General features: G+C 64.1%; 21 protein-coding genes and 1 pseudogene. 18 read left to right on the forward strand and 4 right to left on the reverse strand.

From position 1 onward, the window contains the following. Window positions 1-808: peptidylprolyl isomerase (locus AC0L2C_RS32750; protein ID WP_473525392.1), on the forward strand; the 808-nt coding region annotated here is incomplete at its 5' end. Between the two features lie 79 nt (window positions 809-887). On the opposite strand, the gene AC0L2C_RS32755 is transcribed toward AC0L2C_RS32750, so the two are convergent. Then, on the reverse strand, window positions 888-1529 hold the full coding sequence (locus tag AC0L2C_RS32755; protein ID WP_473525393.1) for a TetR/AcrR family transcriptional regulator: 642 nt from the start codon (window positions 1527-1529) through the stop codon (window positions 888-890). Window positions 1530-1723: 194 nt separating this feature from the next. Between AC0L2C_RS32755 and argJ the strand changes: the two genes are divergently transcribed. The 5 genes from argJ (at window position 1724) to AC0L2C_RS32780 (ending at window position 4895) form a co-directional block, all read left to right on the forward strand. Then, window positions 1724-2965: a bifunctional glutamate N-acetyltransferase/amino-acid acetyltransferase ArgJ gene (gene argJ / locus AC0L2C_RS32760; RefSeq protein ID WP_287347336.1), complete on the forward strand. Its 1242-nt coding sequence runs from the start codon at window positions 1724-1726 to the stop codon at window positions 2963-2965. Then, on the forward strand, window positions 2965-3744 hold the full coding sequence (locus tag AC0L2C_RS32765) for a GNAT family N-acetyltransferase (RefSeq protein ID WP_031254151.1): 780 nt from the start codon (window positions 2965-2967) through the stop codon (window positions 3742-3744). Before argJ ends, AC0L2C_RS32765 begins: the two co-directional genes overlap by 1 nt. Continuing rightward, window positions 3741-4163 (forward strand): (deoxy)nucleoside triphosphate pyrophosphohydrolase, encoded by a 423-nt coding sequence (locus tag AC0L2C_RS32770; protein ID WP_023797288.1) that lies wholly within the window; start codon window positions 3741-3743, stop codon window positions 4161-4163. The genes AC0L2C_RS32765 and AC0L2C_RS32770 overlap by 4 nt, the downstream gene beginning before the upstream one ends. Window positions 4164-4274: 111 nt before the next feature. Beyond that, window positions 4275-4616, forward strand: a complete 342-nt coding sequence (locus AC0L2C_RS32775) for a hypothetical protein (RefSeq protein WP_023797289.1) — start codon at window positions 4275-4277, stop codon at window positions 4614-4616. 99 nt (window positions 4617-4715) lie between these two features. Next, a complete protein-coding gene (locus AC0L2C_RS32780) occupies window positions 4716-4895 on the forward strand; it encodes a Flp family type IVb pilin (protein ID WP_023797290.1) in 180 nt (59 codons plus the stop codon). Between the two features lie 28 nt (window positions 4896-4923). On the opposite strand, the gene AC0L2C_RS32785 is transcribed toward AC0L2C_RS32780, so the two are convergent. Beyond that, window positions 4924-5811 (reverse strand): methyltransferase domain-containing protein, encoded by an 888-nt coding sequence (locus AC0L2C_RS32785; RefSeq protein WP_128178183.1) that lies wholly within the window; start codon window positions 5809-5811, stop codon window positions 4924-4926. Window positions 5812-5864: 53 nt separating this feature from the next. Here AC0L2C_RS32785 and AC0L2C_RS32790 point away from each other — a divergent pair, with 53 nt between their 5' ends. The 5 genes from AC0L2C_RS32790 (at window position 5865) to AC0L2C_RS32810 (ending at window position 8834) form a co-directional block, all read left to right on the forward strand. Beyond that, window positions 5865-6650 (forward strand): ComF family protein, encoded by a 786-nt coding sequence (locus AC0L2C_RS32790; protein ID WP_023797292.1) that lies wholly within the window; start codon window positions 5865-5867, stop codon window positions 6648-6650. A 27-nt stretch (window positions 6651-6677) separates the two neighbouring features. Then, window positions 6678-6947 (forward strand): glutaredoxin 3, encoded by a 270-nt coding sequence (gene grxC / locus AC0L2C_RS32795; protein ID WP_027153348.1) that lies wholly within the window; start codon window positions 6678-6680, stop codon window positions 6945-6947. Window positions 6948-6957: 10 nt separating this feature from the next. Next, complete coding sequence (locus AC0L2C_RS32800; RefSeq protein ID WP_128169841.1) at window positions 6958-7839, forward strand: carbon-nitrogen hydrolase family protein; 882 nt, start codon at window positions 6958-6960, stop codon at window positions 7837-7839. Beyond that, on the forward strand, window positions 7836-8261 hold the full coding sequence (locus tag AC0L2C_RS32805; RefSeq protein ID WP_287229554.1) for a DUF1178 family protein: 426 nt from the start codon (window positions 7836-7838) through the stop codon (window positions 8259-8261). Before AC0L2C_RS32800 ends, AC0L2C_RS32805 begins: the two co-directional genes overlap by 4 nt. A 222-nt stretch (window positions 8262-8483) precedes the next feature. Then, entirely contained in the window at window positions 8484-8834 is a 351-nt protein-coding gene (locus AC0L2C_RS32810) for a GIY-YIG nuclease family protein (RefSeq protein ID WP_287176048.1), read from the forward strand. A 3-nt stretch (window positions 8835-8837) separates the two neighbouring features. On the opposite strand, the gene AC0L2C_RS32815 is transcribed toward AC0L2C_RS32810, so the two are convergent. After that, window positions 8838-9329 carry a MarR family winged helix-turn-helix transcriptional regulator gene (locus AC0L2C_RS32815; RefSeq protein WP_473525394.1) on the reverse strand — a complete coding sequence of 164 codons (492 nt, stop codon included), beginning with the start codon at window positions 9327-9329 and terminating at the stop codon, window positions 8838-8840. A gap of 115 nt (window positions 9330-9444) precedes the next feature. Here AC0L2C_RS32815 and AC0L2C_RS32820 point away from each other — a divergent pair. After that, a pseudogene (locus tag AC0L2C_RS32820) lies at window positions 9445-10370 on the forward strand (DMT family transporter). 19 nt (window positions 10371-10389) lie between these two features. Here the strand turns inward: AC0L2C_RS32820 and ubiG are convergent. Next, entirely contained in the window at window positions 10390-11139 is a 750-nt protein-coding gene (gene ubiG, locus AC0L2C_RS32825; protein WP_091600073.1) for a bifunctional 2-polyprenyl-6-hydroxyphenol methylase/3-demethylubiquinol 3-O-methyltransferase UbiG, read from the reverse strand. Window positions 11140-11490: 351 nt separating this feature from the next. Between ubiG and AC0L2C_RS32830 the strand changes: the two genes are divergently transcribed. The 6 genes from AC0L2C_RS32830 (at window position 11491) to clpB (ending at window position 21443) form a co-directional block, all read left to right on the forward strand. Further along, complete coding sequence (locus tag AC0L2C_RS32830) at window positions 11491-12744, forward strand: aspartate kinase (protein WP_023797301.1); 1254 nt, start codon at window positions 11491-11493, stop codon at window positions 12742-12744. Window positions 12745-12925: 181 nt separating this feature from the next. Then, a complete protein-coding gene (gene ptsP / locus AC0L2C_RS32835; RefSeq protein WP_023797302.1) occupies window positions 12926-15196 on the forward strand; it encodes a phosphoenolpyruvate--protein phosphotransferase in 2271 nt (756 codons plus the stop codon). Between the two features lie 9 nt (window positions 15197-15205). Beyond that, window positions 15206-16285 carry a peptide chain release factor 1 gene (gene prfA / locus AC0L2C_RS32840; protein ID WP_128177604.1) on the forward strand — a complete coding sequence of 360 codons (1080 nt, stop codon included), beginning with the start codon at window positions 15206-15208 and terminating at the stop codon, window positions 16283-16285. Window positions 16286-16425: 140 nt separating this feature from the next. Next, window positions 16426-17316 carry a peptide chain release factor N(5)-glutamine methyltransferase gene (prmC, locus tag AC0L2C_RS32845; RefSeq protein ID WP_473525395.1) on the forward strand — a complete coding sequence of 297 codons (891 nt, stop codon included), beginning with the start codon at window positions 16426-16428 and terminating at the stop codon, window positions 17314-17316. A gap of 303 nt (window positions 17317-17619) precedes the next feature. Beyond that, the gene (locus AC0L2C_RS32850; RefSeq protein WP_473525396.1) at window positions 17620-18612 is read left to right on the forward strand and encodes a DUF4167 domain-containing protein; all 993 of its coding nucleotides are present in this window, start codon (window positions 17620-17622) and stop codon (window positions 18610-18612) included. A gap of 224 nt (window positions 18613-18836) precedes the next feature. Then, window positions 18837-21443 carry an ATP-dependent chaperone ClpB gene (gene clpB / locus AC0L2C_RS32855; RefSeq protein WP_128177596.1) on the forward strand — a complete coding sequence of 869 codons (2607 nt, stop codon included), beginning with the start codon at window positions 18837-18839 and terminating at the stop codon, window positions 21441-21443. Window positions 21444-21486 lie beyond the last annotated feature (43 nt).

Below are 21486 nucleotides of genomic sequence, written 5' to 3' on the forward strand. Positions count from 1 at the left end.
GGGCGCACCCGCCCAGCCGGCCGCGCCGGTCGATCCGAACGCCGTGGTCGCCACGATCAACGGCCAGTCGCTGACCGAGGCAGATCTTGCGCTTGCCGAAGGCGAGCTGTCGCAGCAGTTCGCGCAGATGCCGCCCGAACAGCGCCGCGCCGCAGCCCTTTCGGCAGCGATCGAAATCAAGGTCATGGCCGCCCAGGCGGTCACCACCGGCCTCGACAAGGATCCCGACTTCCAGCGCCGCATGGCGTTCCTGCAGCAGCGCGCCCTGCATGGCGAAATGGTCGAGAAGGATGTCGTCGGCAAGATCACCGATGCCGAGGTTCGCGCCCGCTACGACCAGGAAATCGCCAACACGCCGCCGGCCAACGAGGTCCATGCCCGTCACATCCTCGTGAAGACGAAGGAAGCGGCCGATGCGATCATCAAGCAGCTCGATGGCGGCGCCGATTTCCAGAAACTCGCCAACGAGCACACCAGCGATCCGAGCGGCAAGACCAGCGGCGGCGATCTCGGCTGGTTCGGACCCGGTCAGATGGTGCCGGAATTCGACAAGGCGGTGTTCGCGCTGGCGGTCGGCAAGTACACCGAGCAGCCGGTGCAGTCGCAGTTCGGCTGGCACGTCATTCAGGTCGAGGACAAGCGCGCCAAGCAGCCGCCGGCCTTCGACCAGGTCAAGGATCAGGCCCGTCAGGCAGTCATCCGCGACAAATACATCGCGCTGGTCAAGTCGCTGCGCGCCCAGGCCAAGGTCGAGATCCCGGACGAGAAGCTGAAGAAGACGGTCGACGCGCTGGAAAACACCAAGTAGGCGAGGGCGAGGCTAGGGCAGTCGGTTCTTCCCTTCTCCCACAACAAGGGGAGAAGGGAAGCGCGGCGCCGAGATCGCCCTATCCTACGATGCGTCGACGCCTTGAACGCTGCCGGATCGACGGCGGCGAGTTCCCCGGTGGAGCTATGCCCTTCAACAGATAGCCAACCGCCTTGCGCAGCGTCGTTTCGTCTTCGTCGAGGCGATTGGTCAAAAGATGCGTCCAGGCAAACGAGGCGACCAGGTCGGCGACGAGCGTGGAATCGACGTCGGCAGCGACTTCGCCTCTTGCCTTGGCGCGTTCGATCATCTGGCCGGAATGGGCATGGCGTCCTTTGGTGTATTCGGCAAGCACGGCGGTCACGGTCGCGTCCGACTGCGCCTCGGCGATCAGCGATCTGAAGATGCTGCCTGACGATGTTTCGCGCCAGTGCGAGAACAGGCTTTTGAGGAAGCCGACGAGATCGTCCTCGAGGTTGCCAGTATCGGGATAATCGACGCGCTTTAGCCGCTGATAGACGTCGAACAGCAAGGCGGCCTTGCTCGGCCACCAGCGATAGATTGTCGGCTTTCCCGCCCGCGCCCGCCGCGCCACCGCTTCGATCGAGAAGCCGGAATAACCGGCCTCGACCAGAACTGCCTCGGCGGCGTCGAGAATGGCGTCGGCACTGTCGGGGTTGCGCCGCGCGCCGATCGACCTGCGCCCCCGATCCAGCCCCATCCTGTTTTCCTTCGATGCTTTTTCGTCGGCAGATCGTACACGCTCTCTCGACGAAACGAAACGGTCCGTTTCGCGCAACTGAACGCTTCGTATCGATGAGAAAGGGCATGTGCCCAACATCAAACGCCCTTGCGCCGGCGCCCGCTATCGGGCAAACCGGCGTTCCCCTTGCGTTTTTCCCGCCCGAGGTCCTCATGTCAGCCACGATTTCGCCGCTCGCGCCGAAGAAATATCCCAACATGCCTGACATCGAGGGCGCCCGCATCGCCACAGCCGAGGCCGGGATAAAGTACAAGAACCGCACCGACCTGCTGACCATGGTCTTCGATGCCGGCACCACGGTCGCCGGCGTGTTCACCAAGTCGAAATGCCCGTCGGCGCCGGTCGATTTCTGCCGGCAGAATCTTAGCGCCGGCAAGGCGCGCGTCCTGGTCGTCAATTCCGGCAATGCCAATGCCTTCACCGGCAGCAAGGGCCGAGCCTCCACGGCAATGACCGGCGAAGCTGCGGCCAAGGCTGCGGGCTGCACGCCGGACGAGGTGTTTCTGGCCTCGACCGGCGTCATCGGCGAGCCGCTCGATGCCGGCAAGTTCGGCCATCTGCTCGCCGGACTGGTCAGGAACGGCAGGCCGGACCTGTGGACCGAAGCCGCCAAGGCGATCATGACCACCGACACCTATCCGAAACTGGCGACCGCGACGGTAAAACTCGGCGACGCCGACGTCACCATCAACGGCATTGCCAAGGGCGCCGGCATGATCGCGCCCGACATGGCGACGATGCTCTCCTTCATCGCTACCGACGCGCCGATCGCAGCCCCCGTGCTGCAGGATCTTTTGTCGCGCGGCACCGCCAAGACCTTCAATGCGGTCACCGTCGACAGCGACACCTCGACCAGCGACACACTGCTGATGTTCGCCACCGGCACGGCCGCCCGGCGCGGCGCGCCTGATATCACGAATGCCGGCGATGCGCGCCTTGGCGCCTTCCGCCGCGCGCTCGGCAAGGTGCTGAAAGCGCTGGCACTGCAAGTGGTGCGCGACGGCGAGGGCGCGCGAAAACAGGTCGAGGTCACCGTCACCGGCGCGAAATCGGCCCGCTCGGCCAAGCGCATCGCGCTGTCGATCGCCAATTCGCCGCTGGTCAAGACGGCGGTCGCCGGCGAAGACGCCAATTGGGGCCGCGTGGTCATGGCCGTCGGCAAGGCCGGCGAACCGGCCGACCGCGACCTGCTGTCGATCTGGTTCGGCGACATCAGGCTGGCGCATCAGGGCGAGCGCGACGCCGCCTACTCCGAGGAGGCGACGTCGGCCTACATGAAGCGCGACGAGATCCGCATCCGTGCCGATATCGGCATCGGCCGCGGCAAGGCGACGGTGTGGACTTGCGACCTCACCAAGGAGTATGTCGCCATCAACGGCGATTATCGGAGTTGATGGCGTTGGTTTCCAGACATCCGGCAAGCGTGCTTGCCATCGTGCGCCGCTACGAGGCGGCCGGCTTTCGCGCCTGGCCGGCGGCGGCCGTGCATTATGACGGCACCTGGGTGGTGCGGCTGACGGCGGGCCATCCGGCCAAGCGGCTGAATTCCGTCAACCCGCTCGATCCGGGCGACATCCAGCACATTGCCGATCGCATCGGCCGCGCCAGCCGCCGTTTCGACGCCTATGGCCGGCCGCTGACCTTCCGCATATCGCCGCTGTCGGGGCCGATCCTTGCCAAACATCTCGACAGCGAGGGCTGGAGCACATTCGACGAATCGCTGGTGATGCGGCTGCCGCTGGCGGACGCCCAGCTCGATGCCGCCATGGACCAGATCCCGCTGAAGGACATCAGCCGCTTCATCGGCGCGGCGCTCAAGGTAAGCGGCTCGGATGTGTCTCTGCGGCCGGGCCTGTCGGAGATCATCGGCGCCATCCAGCCGGAAGCCGGGCTGTTCGCGCTCGAAGACGGCACCGAACCGCTGGCGACGCTGATCTGCGTCCATGACGGCGATCTTGCCGGGCTGTTCGAGATCGCCACCGACAAATCGGTGCGCAACCAGGGCCATGGCCGCCACCTCATCCTGTCGGCGCTGAAATGGGCACGGCTGCGCGGCGCCCGGGAAGCCTGGCTGCAGGTCGAGGCCGACAACGCGCCGGCGCTGGCGCTTTATCGTTCGCTCGGGTTCGACGAAGTCTATCGTTACCATTATCGCCGGCCGCCCGGCGCATGACCGGCCCGCACCCTGTCGGCAAGCGCCTGCTCCTGGTCGCAGCCTGCGCGCTGGTCGATACCGACGGCCGCGTGCTTCTGGCGCAGCGCCCCGAAGGCAAGCAACTGGCCGGCCTGTGGGAGTTTCCGGGCGGCAAGGTCGAGCCCGGCGAGACGCCGGAAGAATGCCTCATCCGCGAATTGTACGAGGAGATCGGCATCGAAACCGATATTCCCTGCCTGGCGCCGTTCACCTTCGCCAGCCATTCCTACGATGATTTTCACCTGCTGATGCCGCTGTTCGTCTGCCGTCGCTTCCGCGGCATCGCGCAGCCGAAGGAGGGGCAGGTGCTGAAATGGGTGCGGCCGCGCCAGATGCGCGATTTTCCGATGCCGCCGGCCGACGCGCCGCTGATCCAGTTCCTCATCGATCTTCTGTGATTTGCCCTCCGAGACATAGACAACGTTAATGGAAGATTTATCTGGCCGTGAAAAAATGACGGCAGAAATCGAAGGAAGGTCGTGTCCAGGCCTTCGCCGGAGGGCGGTTGCATGAGCCTCGACAGGGACTGGGATTCGATCCGACCCGACCGCAGCTTTAGGGCTGCCGGCATGGGAATATTGCGGATCACGCTTTTGTTCGGCTCGGCCGCGGTGGCGCTGGCCCTGATCGCCACGCCCTTGCTCGACAACCGGACGCGATCAGCCCGCGACGATTTTGCCGGCGGCCTCGACAGGATGAGCACAGGGTCGGTTGAAAGCACGGGTTCGATTGGAAGCACGGGCTCGACCGGCCGTCGTGATACCTACACGCTGCGCAGGAGCGTGCTGCAGCCGCTGCCCACTTCGATCTGCGTGATACGCGACAATGGCCAGCGCAGCGGCGACTGCTGACACCGGCCAAAGCGGGTGCTTTCATCGCCTGTTAAGCCTGTGTCATTAACCTTTCTTAACAGGTCCGCGCTAGGGTTCCGGCAAGCGGGATCGACGGCCATGAAAACATTGCTGCAACGATTTTGGGAAGACAAGACCGGCGCGACGGCTGTCGAATATGGGCTGATCGTGGCCGTGCTGTCGCTTACCATCGTAGGCGGCGTCGGCAAGGTCGCCGACGCAATCACGTGGCTGTTCAGCGACAATGCCAGCAAGCTTGTGAAGGCTTTCGCGCAGTAACCGACCAGCCGCGTCCATAATAAACCGGTCAGCGCCGGCCGGGATTTTCCAGGATTGTCTTCAGCGACAGTTTTGCCGAGCCCGGCTTCAGCGGTTTTTGCTGCGAGGCGTCGGGCGCCCAGCCTGACATCCAGACGATCGGAAAACTCGCCCTGACGCGGCCATCGGCATCCGAAAATCGTTCGGCATAGATTTCGGCGGCGCGGGCAAACAGCTTTCGTGTGGCCGGTCGCCTGCTGCGGTCGATGAGCGCGCTGGTCTCGCCCATCGCCCGCAGGTCCGCCATCAGGCCGAACAGGGAATCGTAGCGCACCGTCACCGTCTCGACGTCGGCGACGGGCAAGGCCAGACCGGCGCGTTGCAAAAGCGCGCCGGCGTCGCGCACGTCGGTGAACGGGATGACGCGCGGGCTGGCGCCGCCGTAAAACTCGGTCTCGGCGGCGAGCAGGCATTCGCGCAGCTCGGAAAGCGTGCCGGCGCCGGCAAAAGCGCCTAGGAAAAGACCGTCCGGCTTCAGTGCGCGGCGGATCTGCACCAGCATGCCGGGAATGTCGTTCATTGCCTGAAGCGACAAAAGCGACACCGCGAGGTCGAGGCTTTCCGGCTCGAATGGCACGGTCTCCAACGGCGCCACCAGTCCCGCGGCATCGCCCCCCGCCCCGTCGCCCAGGAAAGCCGCATCCGCCTCGACGCGCACGATGTCCGCCACCTTGCCGCTTGTCGCGAGCACGTCGACTGCCGCCGGCGTCTGGCAAAACAGGACGGCCGCCCTGTCGAATTTGCGTTCCACTGCGCCCAGCCGGTCGGCGAGTTCCTCGGCCGCCCGCCGCATCAGGAAATCCGCGCCGGCAGCCGGGCTGGCGAGGGCCCGGCGCTTGTGCGCCAGCCAGAGAGAGGTATCGACTATAGGTTGCAACTGACAGTTCCTGGTTTCCGCACTCTGATATAGGGTGGCGGAGAAAGAACCACGTGGCCGATCCAATGCCGGATATCAAGAGTGTCGCTCGAAAGGCGTTGGACTGGCCGGCGCGCATCCTGTTTCCGCCGGTTTGCGCCGGTTGCCGACGGCATGTCTCGCAGCCCGGCGTGCTGTGCGGCGCCTGCTGGCCGAAACTCAGGCTTCTGGAGCGGCCATGGTGCCCGGTGATGGGCACGCCGTTCACCCATCACATGGGCGAGGGGTTCCTGTCGGCCGAGGCGATCGCCGACCCGCCGCCCTTCGAGCGGGCACGGGCCGCGGTCGCTTACTCAGGTGTCGCCCGCCAGATGGTGCAAGGGCTGAAATACCAGGATCGCACCGATCTGGCGCCGTGGATGGCGCGCTGGATGCTGCGCGCCGGTGCCGAACTGATCGCGGAAGCCGATGTGGTCGTGCCGGTGCCGCTGCACTGGCGGCGCTTTTTCAGGCGTCAGTTCAACCAGTCGGCGGAACTGGCAAGGGCGGTATCGCAGCTTGGCGGGCTGCCTTTTGCGCCCTCCGCGGTCAGGCGCGTCAAACTCACCCGCCAGCAGGTCGGGCTGGAGCGGCGGGAACGCGAGGAGAATGTGCGTGCCGCCTTCAGAGTGCCGGAGGAGGCCGAGATCGAGATCGCCGGCCGCCGGGTGCTCCTGATCGACGATGTCTATACCACCGGCGCCACTGTCCGCGCGGTCGCCAAGGCGCTGAAGAAGGGCGGTGCCGGGACCGTCGACGTGCTGACCTTTGCGCGCGTGCTGCCGGGGGACTTTCGGGCCGACGAGTCCGCGACTATATAGATTGGGAAAAGGCAGGATTGCTGACCGATGGTCGACGTGACGATCTATACACGGATGATGTGCGGCTATTGCGTGGCGGCCAAGCGGCTGCTCGAGCGCAAGGGTGTCGCCTACACCGAGCATGACGCCTCCTTTTCGCCGGAACTGCGCCGGGAAATGATTTCCCGCGCGAATGGCCGCTCGACCTTTCCGCAGATATTCATCGGCGACACGCATGTCGGCGGCTGTGACGATCTCCATGAACTGGAGGCAGAGGGCCGGCTTGACCGTCTGCTCGCCAATGGCTCGACGAATTGAGGACAAGACGATGGGTGCTTTCAAGGGGGCGGCGATCCAGATGCGTTCGGGCACCAGCCCCGAGCGCAACGCGGTCGATCTGGAGCGGCTGGTGCGCGAGGCCGCGGGCCAGGGTGCGACCTATATCCAGTCACCGGAAATGACCGGTGCGCTGGTCCGCGACAGCCAGGCGCGGGCCGCCGCCTTCACGTCCGAGGACAAGGACATCATCGTTTCGACCGCGCGAAAGCTGGCGAAAGACCTTGGCGTCTTCCTGCATATCGGCTCGACCGCCATCCTGCGCGCTGACGGCAAGCTCGCCAACCGCGCGCTTCTGTTCGGGCCGGATGGCGCCACGATTGCCGCCTACGACAAGATCCACATGTTCGACGTCGATCTCGACAATGGCGAGAGCTGGCGCGAATCCGCCGCCTACGAGCCAGGCACCGAGGCCGTCGTCACCGAGATCAGCGGCGCCGGGATCGATGGGGCGAAGCTGGGTTTCGCCGTCTGCTACGATTTGCGCTTTCCGCAGCTGTTCCGCGCCGAGGCGATGGCCGGCGCCGACCTGCTTTCGGTGCCCGCCGCTTTCACCCGCCAGACCGGCGAGGCGCACTGGCACGTGCTGCTGCGGGCGCGCGCCATCGAGAACGGCGCCTATGTCGTTGCCGCGGCGCAAGGCGGCCTGCACGAGGACGGCCGCGAGACCTATGGCCATTCGCTGATCGTCGATCCTTGGGGCCGTATCGTCGCCGAAGCGTCACATGACGAACCGGCGGTGATCGTCGCCGAGATCGAGCCGGCGCAGTCGGCCGCCGCGCGCAAGAAGATCCCGAATCTGAAAAATTCACGCGACTTCGCCGTGAACGGCACTCCGGTCGAGGCGCAAAGTCTCAGGGGTGCGGCGTCTTGATTCGCTTTTCACTGATCTGTGACCACGAGCATGAATTCGAAGGCTGGTTTCGCAGCAACGACGATTTCGACACCCAGAAGAACCGTGGCTTCGTCGATTGCCCGACCTGCGGCTCGCACAAGGTCGAGAAGGCGTTGATGGCGCCGGCCGTCTCCACCGGGCGCAGCCGAGAAAAGATCGCGCTCGCCATGGGCGAGGCCCAGAAGCAGGCGTTGGCGCAATTGAAGGCGATGGCCGAGAAGGTGCGCGAGAACGCCGACTATGTCGGCGACAAGTTTGCCGAGGAGGCGCGCAAGATCCATTTCGGCGAGAGCGATCCGCGCGGCATCTATGGCGAGGCGACGCTGGAGGAGGCCAAGGGCCTGGCCGAGGACGGCGTCGAATTCATGCCGGTGCCGGCATTCCCGGAGGATCGTAACTGACTGCTAGGAGCCATCCTGACCAATCGGGATGGGGTTCTGCCGGCCTCCAGCCGCCAATCTCCAACATTTGCGACTAGCTACAAGCCACCACACCTTCGTCATCCTAGGGCGGAGCAGGAGCGAAGCGACGTCGCGCAGACCCTGGGATCCATGCCGTTACACCGGCCGAAGAATGCAGCGGCTCAGAACGGCGCTTGTATCCGCACGGTGCGAGCTACCACCATGACCGCGAGCCAGAAGCGCGGCACGATTTACATCGGTGTGACCAACGACCTCGGCCGCGCTGAAGCGCTGGCCGCGCCAATGGAGATCGAGCTGATCGAGAAGGCCAATTCAGAATGGTTCGAGCTTTTCGCGGAACCGGGTGGTAGCGTTCGGTTCTGCGCCGCAGGAGCACTGCCGCCAGGTAACGGAATGGATCCCAGGGTCTGCGCCGCGTCGCTTCGCTCCTTGCTCCGCCCTGGGAAGACGACGGGAGGGATGTTTCGGTTAATCTCCAAGGTTTGCGATTTGCCGCTGAACGGAATGATCAGCGTTCGCTGCCGATCGGCCCAGATCTGTCAAAATCACTGATATTCACCCCCGGCTGACGCTCCCTATCAACTTCTCAAGCAGGCCAGCGAGTGTGTCCTGTTCGGCGCGCGTCAGGCCGGAAAGTATCTCGTGTTCGTTGGCGACGTGAGCGGCGACCGCCTCATCGACCAATGCGAGACCTTTCTCGGTCAGTTGCACGACAACCCTGCGCCGGTCGTTGGGATGCGGTCCACGCATGATCAATCCGGATTTCTCAAGCCGGTCGAGCCGGTTGGTCATGGCGCCCGACGTCACCATCGTCGCCTCATAGAGGGCGGTTGGCGTCAGCGCGTAAGGTGATCCGGAACGGCGCAGCGTCGCCAACACGTCGAATTCCCCGGATTGCAGGCCGAAGCGCGCAAACAGCGGAGCGAGGCGTTCTCGTGCTATCAGCGACGAGGCTTCGTTCAACCGTCCGAGCACGGCCATCGGCGAGACATCCAGGTCCGGCCGTTGTCTTTTCCACTGCTCGATCGCTTTCGCGGCGCGATCCATCTATCTCACCGTTAAATATCTTGACGTTAAGAATCTTTGTATTATCTTAGCTTGAGTCACAGTGCTGGCCAAGGGCCCGCAAAAGACGAGAGGCGCAAGGACAATAAGGTTCGTTATGAAATTTCTCTGGGATTCAGCGCTCGGTCTTTTGCTCGTCACCGGCGGCCTGCTCGGCCTGACGCTGCCGTTCGGCAAGATCGCTACGGCGGCCGGTGTTTCGGCCATGGTCTGGGCCCTCGTCATCTCGCTCGGCGCCGGCGGCGTGCTTTTGTGCGCCTTGCTGCTGCGCGGACAACGCATCCGGCTCACCCCGCACAGACTGCGTTATTTCTTCGTCACCGCGGCGGTGTCCTATGCCCTCCCCAATCTCTTGATGTTCTCGACCATTCCGCATCTCGGCGCCGGCTACACCGGTATCATGTTCACGCTGTCGCCGGTGGTTACACTGGTGTTTTCGATCCTGCTCGGCGTCCGGCGTCCCAATCTGCTTGGTATCGTCGGCATTGCCGTCGGCTTCGTTGGTGCTGTCATGGTGGCGGTGACGCGCGGCGAGGCTGGCCAGCCGGCCGAATTTTTCTGGGTGGCGGCGGGGCTGCTCATTCCGGTCAGCCTTGCCGCCGGCAATATCTACCGCACGGTCGACTGGCCGCTAGGGACCGGACCGATCATGCCGTCGGCAGCCATCTGGCATCGGCCGCGCTGCTTCTTTGCGGCGTCTTCACGCTGCAGGGCGGCGGTTCGCTCGCCCTGCTCGCCGGCGTGCCGCTGGTCGTCGTCGGGCAGGTCGCATCAGCCGCGGCGATGTTCGCTTGCTTCTTCCGGCTGCAGGCGGTCGGCGGCCCGGTCTATCTCAGCCAGATCGGCTATGTCGCGGCGGCGGTTGGATTGTTTGCCGGGACGATGTTTCTCAGCGAGCACTATCAATTGCTGACCTGGGCCGGCGCTGCCATCATTGTCGCCGGCGTGTTCATCACCACCAAGGCGCAAAGCCAGATCGCCCCGAAGACGCAAAGTCAGACGGGTGAGAAGGTGGCGGCGTGAGAAGGCGTCGTGAGAAAGTTCAGGCGGGTGCCTTCTCCGCCAGCACCATGTAGTTGACGTCCATGTCCTTCGAACGCTGCCAGCGGTCGGCGAGCGGATTGTAGGTGACGCCGGTGCGGTCGATGATGGTCAGGCCAGCGCCGGCAAGCGCCTTTTCCAACTCGTCTGGCCGCACCAGCTTGCCGAACTGGTGGGTGCCGCGCGGCAACCAGCGCAGCACATATTCGGCGCCGATAATGGCCAGACCGAGCGCCTTCAGCGTGCGGTTGATGGTGGCGACGACCATGATGCCGCCGGGCTTGAGCATCTCGCCGCATTTGGCCACGAACAGGTCGATGTCGGCAACATGCTCGACCACTTCCATGTTGAGGATGACGTCGAATTTCTCACCGGCGTCAGCCAGGTCCTCTGCTGTCGTGGCACGGTAATCCACCGTCACGCCGACCTCCGCCGCATGCAGCCTGGCCACTTCGATGTTGGTGGCGGATGCGTCGGCGCCGACCACTTCGGCGCCAAGCCGCGCCATCGGCTCGCACAACAGCCCGCCGCCGCAGCCGATGTCGAGGATGCGCAGGCCCTCGAACGGCCGCGCGGCGCGCGGGTCGCGGCCGAAGCGCGCCGCCACCTGGTCGCGTATATAGGCAAGCCGGATCGGATTGAACTTGTGCAGCGGGCGGAATTTGCCGTTCGGATTCCACCATTCGGCGGCAAGAGCGGAAAAACGCTCCACTTCTCCGGCATCGATCGTCGATCGTCGGGGTTCTGGCATCGTGTGGTCTCCCGCAGACTCAAAAATTCAGAGCGCGATCGGGCGCAAAACCGGATACCACTTTTGCTGATCGCGCTCTGGTGCGCTAGGAAGTCGGTCGAGAGCCGGCGAATGTCAAGGCAGCAAATTTCGGCTGTTGCCGGCTGCGCCTCTGCGACAGGCGTTCGGGTAGGCGCGTTGCGCTCGTATGTCGCCTAAGGGGGCAAGCAGGGGGGGCAAGCGGTGGCACGCCTTGCGAAACCCAAAGCATTTGGCTAAGGAGGCCGCGAATTCAGCGGCTGGCCCAGCCCGACGCTCCGTTTCCGTTTTTCGGCCGCCGTTTCGGCACCCAGTCAAAGGCATTTCGCTTCCATGGCGCGCATCGTGATGAAATTCGGCGGGACCTCCGTCGCCGACATCGTCCGCATCCGCAATGTGGCGCGCCATGTCAAACGCGAGGTCGATGCCGGCCATGAGGTCGCGGTGGTCGTCTCGGCGATGGCCGGCAAGACCAACGAGCTCGTGCAGTGGACGCGCGAAGCCTCGCCGATGCACGATGCCCGCGAATATGACGCCGTCGTTGCCTCCGGCGAGCAGGTGACCGCCGGCCTGCTGGCGATCGCGCTGCAGAACATGGGCGTCCATGCCCGTTCCTGGCAAGGCTGGCAGATCCCGATCAAGACCGACAATGCGCATGGCGCGGCGCGCATTCTCGACATCGACGGCGCGTTCCTGATCAAGCGCTTCGGCGAGGGCCAGGTGGCGGTGGTCGCCGGCTTCCAGGGCATCGGGCCGGACAACCGCATCGCGACGCTCGGCCGCGGCGGTTCCGACACCAGTGCTGTCGCCATCGCGGCGGCGGTCAAGGCAGACCGCTGCGACATCTACACCGACGTCGACGGGGTCTACACCACCGACCCGCGCATCGAGCCGAAGGCGCGGCGGCTGGCCAAGATTTCCTTCGAGGAAATGCTTGAAATGGCCTCGCTCGGCGCCAAGGTCCTGCAGGTACGCTCGGTCGAACTTGCCATGGTGCACAGGGTGCGTACTTTCGTGCGGTCGTCCTTCGACGATCCCGACGCGCCGGGAATGGGGGATTTGCTCAATCCGCCCGGAACGCTTATTTGCGACGAGGAAGAGATCGTGGAACAGCAGGTCGTCACCGGAATTGCCTACGCCAAGGACGAAGCGCAGATTTCGTTGCGCCGTGTCGGTGACCGGCCCGGCGTCGCCGCCGGCATTTTCGGGCCGCTGGCCGAAGCCAACATCAATGTCGACATGATCGTCCAGAACATTTCCGAGGACGGCAAGTTCACCGACATGACCTTCACCGTGCCGTCCGGCGATGTCGACAAGGCGCTTGCCGTGCTCGAGCGGCTGAAGACCACGATCGGCTATGACGTCGTGCAGTCGGAAGCCGGCATGTCGAAAGTCTCGGTCATCGGCATCGGCATGAGGAGCCATGCCGGCGTCGCCGCCACCGCCTTCAAGGCGCTGGCCGACAAATCGATCAACATCCGTGCGATCACGACATCCGAGATCAAGATTTCGATCCTGATCGACGGTCCCTACACAGAACTTGCTGTTCGCACTTTGCATTCCATCTACGGTCTGGATAAGCAGTAGCAGACTGCTCGGTCCGGAAATCGGAGGTCGATCTTCGGAAAGCACGATGCAGCAGTTCGAAGTCTTGGAGCGTCCTTTGTGGGTCCAATTGGACCGACGCCGCTCTATTTGAGTTGTTGCGTGAGCGCCGGCCGCGGGAGAAACTGCGGCGGGCATAATGTCCATTGGAGAACAAGCCGCGATGCGTGATACGGCCAGTGGCCCGCGCGTTTTGCTGAAACGGCTCCGCGAGCTCATGCAGGAGCCGCTGGAGCCGCAGGAGCGGCTCGACCGCATCGTGCGCGACATCGCCGCCAATATGGTCGCTGAAGTGTGCTCGCTCTACGTGCTGCGCGCCGATTCGGTGCTCGAACTCTATGCCACCGAGGGCCTGAATCCGAAGGCCGTCCATTTGGCGCAGCTCAGGCTGGGGGAAGGCCTCGTCGGCACGATCGCGGCCTCGGCACGGCCGCTCAATCTCTCCAACGCGCAGGAACATCCAGCCTTCGCCTACCTGCCGGAGACGGGGGAGGAGATCTACAATTCCTTCCTCGGCGTGCCAGTGCTCAGGGCGGGGCGCACGCTCGGTGTGCTGGTCGTCCAGAACAAGACCATGCGCCACTATCGCGACGACGAAGTCGAGGCGCTGGAAACGACGGCGATGGTGATCGCCGAGATGATCGCCACCGGCGACCTTGCCCGGCTGACCCGGCCCGGCCTCGAACTCGACCTGCGCCGCCCGGTGAGCTTTACCGGCCTGTCCTTCAACGAGGGCGTCGGACTTGGCCATGTCGTGCTGCATGAGCCGCGCATCGTCGTCACCAATCTGTTCAACGAGGACAGCGATGAGGAGATCAAGCGGCTCGATGCGTCGCTCGGTTCGCTCCGGCTCTCCATCGACGACATGCTGGAACGCCGCGAAGTCGCCTTCGAGGGCGAGCACCGCCAGGTGCTCGAAGCCTATCGCATGTTCGCCAACGACAGCGGTTGGGTGCGCCGGCTGGAAGAGGCGGTACGCAACGGCCTGACGGCGGAAGCGGCGGTGGAAAAAGTGCAGAGCGACATGCGTGCCCGCATGCTGCACATGACGGATCCTTATCTGCGCGAGCGGATGAGCGATTTCGACGATCTCGCCAACCGGCTGCTGCGCCAGCTGATGGGGCGCGGGCCGGACGATGTCGCGGTCTCGCTGCCGAAGGACGCCATCATCGTCGCCCGCTCGATGGGGGCCGCCGAACTGCTCGATTATCCCAGAGACAAGCTGCGCGGGCTGGTGCTGGAGGACGGCGCAGCGACAAGCCACGTCGTTATCGTGGCGCGGGCCATGGGCATACCGGTTGCGGGCCAGATGAAGGGCGCCGTTTCCATGGCGGAAAACGGCGACGCCATCATTGTCGACGGCGAAGAAGGCGCCATCCACCTGCGCCCCCAGCCGGACCTCGAAGCCGCCTATGCCGAAAAGGTCCGCTTCCGGGCGCGGCGGCAGGAGGTCTATCGCGAGCTGCGCAAGAAGCCGTCGATGACCAAGGACGGCGTCCAGGTCGACCTTTTGATGAATGCGGGCCTGGCCGTCGATCTGCCGCAGCTTGCCGAGGCCGGCGCCGCCGGTATCGGCCTGTTCCGCACCGAGCTGCAGTTCATGGTCGCCTCGACCTTTCCGCGGGCGGAAGCCCAGGAACGGCTCTACCGTGACGTGCTCGACGCGGCGCGCGGCAAGCCGGTGACATTCCGCACCATCGATATCGGCGGCGACAAGGTGCTGCCCTACTTCAAGGACACGATCCAGGAAGAGAACCCGGCGCTCGGCTGGCGCGCCATCCGCCTGACGCTCGACCGGCCGGGCCTGTTGCGTACCCAGATCCGAGCGCTTTTGAAGGCATGCGGCGGGCGTGAACTGAAGCTGATGCTGCCGATGGTGACGGAGCTCGGCGAGATCGCCCAAGCGCGCGAAATCATCGATCGCGAAGTGCGGCATCTGTCGCGTTTTGCCCATCATCTGCCGACCAGCCTGAAGCTCGGGGCCATGCTGGAAGTGCCTTCGCTGCTGTTCCAGCTCGATGAGCTGATGAAGGCCGTCGATTTCGTCTCGGTCGGCTCGAACGATCTGTTCCAGTTCGTCATGGCGGTCGATCGCGGCAACACGCAGCTCGCCGACCGCTTCGATGTGCTGTCGACGCCGTTCCTGCGCGCGCTGAAGCAGATTGCCGACGCCGGGGTGCGCAATCAAACCCCGGTGACCTTGTGCGGCGAGCTGGCCGGCAAGCCGATCTCGGCGATGGCGCTGATCGGCCTTGGCTACCGATCGATCTCGATGTCGCCGGCCTCGATCGGTCCGGTCAAGGCGATGCTGACGGAACTGCCGCTGGCCGAGCTGGAAGCGTTCTTCGACGACAATCTCATGGCGCCGGCCCAGGGGTTGCCGATGCGGGCGCTGCTGCAGGCCTTTGCCGACGACCGCTCCATTCCGCTATAGACTTTCGCCATGATCAACCTGCCCCGCGACCGCATGGATCAAGTCGTCAAGCGTTTCGATATGCTCGAAGCGCAAATGTCGGCCGGGCCGGCGGCGGACGCCTATGTCAAGATGGCGTCAGAATATGCCGACATGCAGGAGATGGTGGCTAAGATCAGGGCGCTGCGCATCGCCGAGCATGAACAGGCCGACCTGCAGGCGATGCTCGCCGACAAAAGCACCGATGCCGAAATGCGGGCACTGGCCGAGGCCGATCTGCCGGAGGTCAAGGAACGCATCGAAGCGCTGCAGAAGGACATCCAGATCCTGCTTCTGCCCAAGGATGCCGCCGACGACAAGAATGCCATCCTCGAAATCCGCGCCGGCACCGGCGGCGACGAGGCGGCTCTCTTTGCCGGCGACCTGTTTCGCATGTACGAACGCTATGCCGCGGCACGCGGCTGGCGTTTCGAGACGGCGTCGGCCAGCGAGGGCGAGGTCGGCGGCTACAAGGAAATCATCGCCACGATTTCGGGCAAGGGGGTCTTTGCCCATCTGAAATTCGAGTCCGGTGTGCATCGTGTGCAGCGCGTGCCGGCGACCGAGGCCGGCGGGCGCATCCACACCTCGGCGGCGACGGTTGCCGTGCTGCCCGAAGCGGAAGAGGTCGACATCGACATCAGGGCCGAAGACATCCGCATCGATACGATGCGCGCCTCGGGTTCGGGCGGCCAGCACGTCAATACCACCGATTCGGCAGTGCGCATCACCCATCTGCCGACCGGCATCATGGTGGTGCAGGCGGAGAAGTCGCAGCACCAGAACCGGGCCAAAGCCATGCAGATCCTGCGCGCCAGGCTTTACGACCTCGAGCGCAGCAAGGCTGACGAGGAACGCTCCGAATCGCGCAAATCGCAGGTCGGTTCGGGCGATCGCTCGGAGCGCATCCGCACCTATAATTTCCCGCAGGGCCGCGTCACCGACCATCGCATCAATCTGACGCTCTATAAGCTCGACCGGGTGATGATGGGCGAACTCGACGAGATCATCGACGCGCTGATCGCCGATCACCAGTCGAAGCTGCTCGCCGATATCGGCCTCGATGGCTGACAGTCTGCCCAGTAGGCCGGTGTGGCTTTGAATTCGAAATTCGTATCATGTTGGGGCAGCGCAATGACGAATTTCGGATTCAAAATCACACCAGCAGATTGCTGGTATCTAGGTGGTGGATTTGAGGTCCCTGGACGCTGATGCCAACAAATAGCAGGAACCTCAAATCCACCACACTAGGGCTGCTGCTGAAAGCGGCGCGGGCACGCCTTGCTGCGGCCGCAGTCGCCGATCCGGCGCTGGACGCGAGGCTGATCGTCGAACATTTTTCCGGTACGACCCGCACACAAGCCATCGCCGATCCCGAATGCGGTGTCGACGCCGGCGCGATTGCCGCGATCGATGCAGCCTTGAGGCGGCGGGTCGCCGGTGAGCCGGTGCATCGCATCCTCGGCCATCGCGAGTTCTATGGCTTGCGCCTGTCGCTGTCACCGGAAACGCTGGAGCCGCGACCGGACACCGAAACGCTGGTCGAAGCGGTGCTGCCCTTCGTGAAGGCGACAGCGGGACGGCAAGGCGAGTGCCGCATCCTTGATCTCGGCACCGGCACCGGCGCCATCGCGCTGGCGCTGCTCGGCGCCGTTCCGGCGGCGGTCGCCACCGGTGTCGATATTTCGCAAGGCGCGCTGGTGACCGCCATGCGCAATGCCGGGCAATTGGGGTTGGCCGATCGGTTCCAGGTGCTCAAATCCGACTGGTTCGAAAAAGTTTTTGGCCGATACCATGTAATTGCCGCCAACCCGCCCTATATAGCGTCCATAGACATCGAAAATCTGCAGGGCGAAGTCCGCGATTTCGATCCGCGCCAAGCCCTCGATGGCGGCGTGGACGGTCTGAGTCCCTACAGGATCATCGCCGCCGAGGCGGCAGGTTTTTTGCAAGCCGAGGGCAGGATTGCGGTCGAGATCGGCCACACCCAACGTAAAGAGGTCACGGGCATATTCTCCGCAGCCGGCTATATGCCGGCGGGGGTATTCCGCGACTTTGGCGGAAACGAGAGGGTTCTGATCTTTGAACTGACAAAGCCGTGATGCAGTGCAAAAAAAGCGCTTGGCAATGCCGGGGAATGCGGCTAGGGTCGCCTTAACCGGATGAGACGAAGCAGGCAGTGCTCTTAGCGATTCGGTTTCCTTGGAAATAGCTGCCTTCTTGCGCAAACGACGCCCAAGCTTCGTGCGGGAATCGTCCGGCAAGTGATGTAACCGGAACAGGATGACACGTGGCGCCAACGCAATCGATGCGGGCGAACGCCGGTGAAGAGACGAAACGGCTGGCTGCATGAGCGCCTCCGTTCGTGAAAAAGTTTTCGAAAATTTCAAAATGAAGAGAGTCGAATGAGGCCACAACAGCAGAACAGGCGCATGCGCGGTCGCAACAACAATGGCGGCGGCAACAACAATAACAACAACCGCAAGGGTCCAAATCCCCTGACGCGCAATTACGAGAGCAACGGTCCGGACGTGAAGATCCGCGGATCGGCTCAGCAGATTGCCGAAAAATACGCAACCCTTGCCCGTGACGCGCAAAGCTCCGGCGACCGGGTGATGGCGGAAAACTATCTCCAGCACGCCGAGCACTACAATCGCATCATCGCTGCCGCGCAGGCGCAGCTGCCGATCCAGAGCGCTCAGCAGAACCGCGACGATTTCGACGATGACGGCGACGAAGATCGCGACGAATTCGACAATGCCGGCAACAGCAATGTCGGCGAGACTGCGGCTCCGGTGGTCAACCACGGTGCAGGCCCGCAGCCGGTCATCGACGGCACGCCGGCCGAATTGACGTTCAACCAGGAAAACGGCCGCGACAATCGTGATGCCAGTGGGCGTGATGCCAGTGGGCGTGATGCCAGTGGGCGTGATGCCAGTGGGCGTGATGCCAGTGGGCGCGATGCCGGCGGGCGTGACAACCGCCATCGCGACCGTCGCCCCAATGGCGGCTACGGCCAGAACGGCCAGCGCGGCGAATTTGGTGCGCGCGGCGAGCAGGGCGGACAGCGTGGCGATCAGAACCGGCGCAACGAGAGACCGGTTCAGAACGAAACCCCCGTGCAGGCGGAAGCTGTGTCTCCGAACGAGCCTGTTTCTGTGGCCGAACCCGCGCCGCAGTTCGAAAGCTTTTCGCCTGCGGCTCTGGCTGCCCAGGCCGAGATGAACGAAGCCGCCGCCGAAAGCGGCGCTGCCCGCCGCCCCAGGCGTCCGCGCCGTCCGCGCGTCAATGCTGATCAGGTGGATGGCGGTAACGACAATGCTGGCGGCGATAACGTGAATGCTGCTCCGGCGGAAGACGCCGGTGGCGAGCCCACCATCGTCGACGTCAACAACTGATCGAGCAAGGCCCAGACATTCCTGGACGGCGGAGAGAAATCTCCGCCGTTTTTGTATGTGCGCCCCCCGGGAAATATTATGAGTCCGCCGTTATCGGGACGTCTTGAGGGTCCGTGGATTGCGCCCCATATCTCGCGTGAACAGGACCCGGCTCGAACGGGCGGGTCCGTCACCACAATCTGATCCGGTGCCGCAAAGCGGGCCGGTGACGGAAGGAGACAGATATGAACCTTGAAAAATATTCCGAGCGCGTGCGCGGCTTCATCCAGTCGGCGCAGACCCTGGCGCTCTCGCGCAACCACCAGCAATTCACCCCCGAACATATATTGAAAGTGCTCGTCGACGACGACGAGGGCTTGGCAGCGTCGTTGATCGAGCGCGCCGGCGGCAGCGTCCGCGACGTCAAGCTGGGCGTCGAGACGGCACTTGAGGCGATGCCCAAGGTGGAAGGCGGCAACGGCCAGCTCTATCTGGCGCAACCGTTGGCCAAGGTGTTCTCGACCGCCGAGGAACTGGCAAAGAAGGCCGGCGACAGCTTCGTCACGGTCGAGCGGCTGCTGACGGCGCTGGCGGTCGAGAAATCCGCCAAGACCGCCGACATCCTGACCAAGGCCGGCGTGACGCCACAGGCGCTGAACCAGGTGATCAACGACGTCCGCAAGGGTCGCACGGCCGATTCGGCGAGCGCCGAGCAGGGCTATGATGCGCTTAAGAAGTACGCGCGCGATCTCACCGCCGACGGTCGCGCCGGCAAGCTCGACCCGGTCATCGGCCGCGACGACGAGATCCGCCGCACCATCCAGGTGCTGTCGCGCCGCACCAAGAACAATCCGGTGCTGATCGGTGAACCCGGCGTTGGCAAGACGGCGATCGCCGAAGGGCTGGCGTTGCGGATCGTCAATGGCGACGTGCCGGAATCGCTCAAGGACAAGCAGTTGATGGCGCTCGATATGGGATCGCTGATCGCCGGCGCCAAATATCGCGGCGAATTCGAGGAGCGGCTGAAGGCGGTTCTTTCGGAAGTCACCGCTGCGGCCGGCGGCATCATCCTGTTCATCGATGAGATGCACACGCTGGTCGGCGCCGGCAAGGCGGATGGCGCCATGGATGCGTCGAACCTGTTGAAACCGGCGTTGGCACGCGGCGAACTCCACTGCGTCGGGGCCACGACGCTCGACGAATACCGCAAGCATGTCGAGAAGGATGCCGCCCTTGCCCGCCGCTTCCAGCCGGTGTTCGTCAATGAGCCGACGGTGGAAGACACGGTCTCCATCCTGCGCGGCCTGAAGGAGAAATACGAGCAGCACCACAAGGTGCGCATTTCGGATTCGGCGCTGGTCGCGGCAGCGTCGCTGTCCAACCGCTACATCGCCGACCGCTTCCTTCCGGACAAGGCGATCGACCTTGTCGACGAGGCCGCGTCGCGGCTGCGGATGCAGGTCGATTCGAAGCCCGAAGCGCTGGACGAGATCGACCGCCGCATCATGCAGCTCAAGATCGAGCGTGAGGCGCTGAAGGTCGAGAAGGACGACGCGTCGAAGGACCGGCTCGCCCGGCTCGAAAAGGATCTTTCCGCCCTGGAAGAGGAATCGACCGAACTGACCTCGAAGTGGCAGGCCGAGAAGCAGAAGCTCGGGCTCGCAGCCGACCTGAAGAAACAGCTCGACGAGGCGCGCAACGAGCTCGCCATCGCCCAGCGCAAAGGTGAATTCCAGCGCGCCGGCGAGCTTGCCTATGGCAAGATTCCGGAGCTCGAAAAGAAGCTGACACAGGCCGAGGCGCAAGACGGCAAGGTCGGCATGGTCGAAGAGGTGGTCACCCCCGATCACGTCGCCCACATCGTGTCGCGCTGGACCGGCATTCCGGTCGACAAGATGCTGCAAGGCGAGCGTGACAAGCTGCTGCGCATGGAAGACGAAATCGGCAAGCGTGTCGTCGGCCAGGGCGAGGCGGTGCAGGCTGTGTCGAAAGCCGTTCGCCGTGCCCGCGCCGGCCTGCAGGATCCGAACCGGCCGATCGGTTCGTTCATGTTCCTCGGACCGACGGGCGTCGGCAAGACCGAACTGACCAAGGCGCTTGCCAGCTTCCTGTTCGACGACGAGAGCGCCATGGTGCGCATCGACATGTCGGAGTTCATGGAGAAGCACTCGGTCGCCCGGCTGATCGGCGCGCCTCCCGGCTATGTCGGCTATGAGGAGGGCGGCGCGCTGACTGAAGCGGTGCGGCGCCGCCCCTACCAGGTCGTGCTGTTCGACGAGATCGAGAAAGCGCATCCGGACGTGTTCAACGTGCTGCTGCAGGTGCTCGATGACGGCCGCCTGACCGACGGTCAGGGCCGCACGGTCGATTTCCGCAACACGCTGATCATCATGACGTCGAACCTCGGCGCCGAATATCTGGTCAGTCTCGGCGAGAACCAGGACGTCGATGTCGTCCGCGACGAGGTGATGGGAGTCGTCAGGGCGTCGTTCCGGCCGGAGTTCCTCAACCGCGTCGACGAGGTGATCCTGTTCCACCGGCTGCGCCGCCAGGATATGGGCCGCATCGTCGAGATCCAGCTCAAGCGGCTGGAAAGCCTGCTCGTCGATCGCAAGATCACGCTTTCGCTGGATCAGGAGGCGATCGACTGGCTGGCCGCCAAGGGCTACGATCCGGCCTATGGCGCGCGACCGTTGAAGCGGGTGATGCAGAAGGAACTGCAGGATCCGCTGGCGGAGAAGATCCTGCTCGGCGACATCCTCGACAGTTCGACCGTCAAGGTCACCGCTGGTTCCGACCGGTTGAACTTCCGGTCGAAGCCGACGATCGTAGCGACCGAGGCGGCGGCCTGATTTTCAAGGCCGCCGCATAATCAAAAAATTAAACGGGGCGCAG

Source organism: Mesorhizobium sp. WSM4845, from assembly GCF_055811455.1.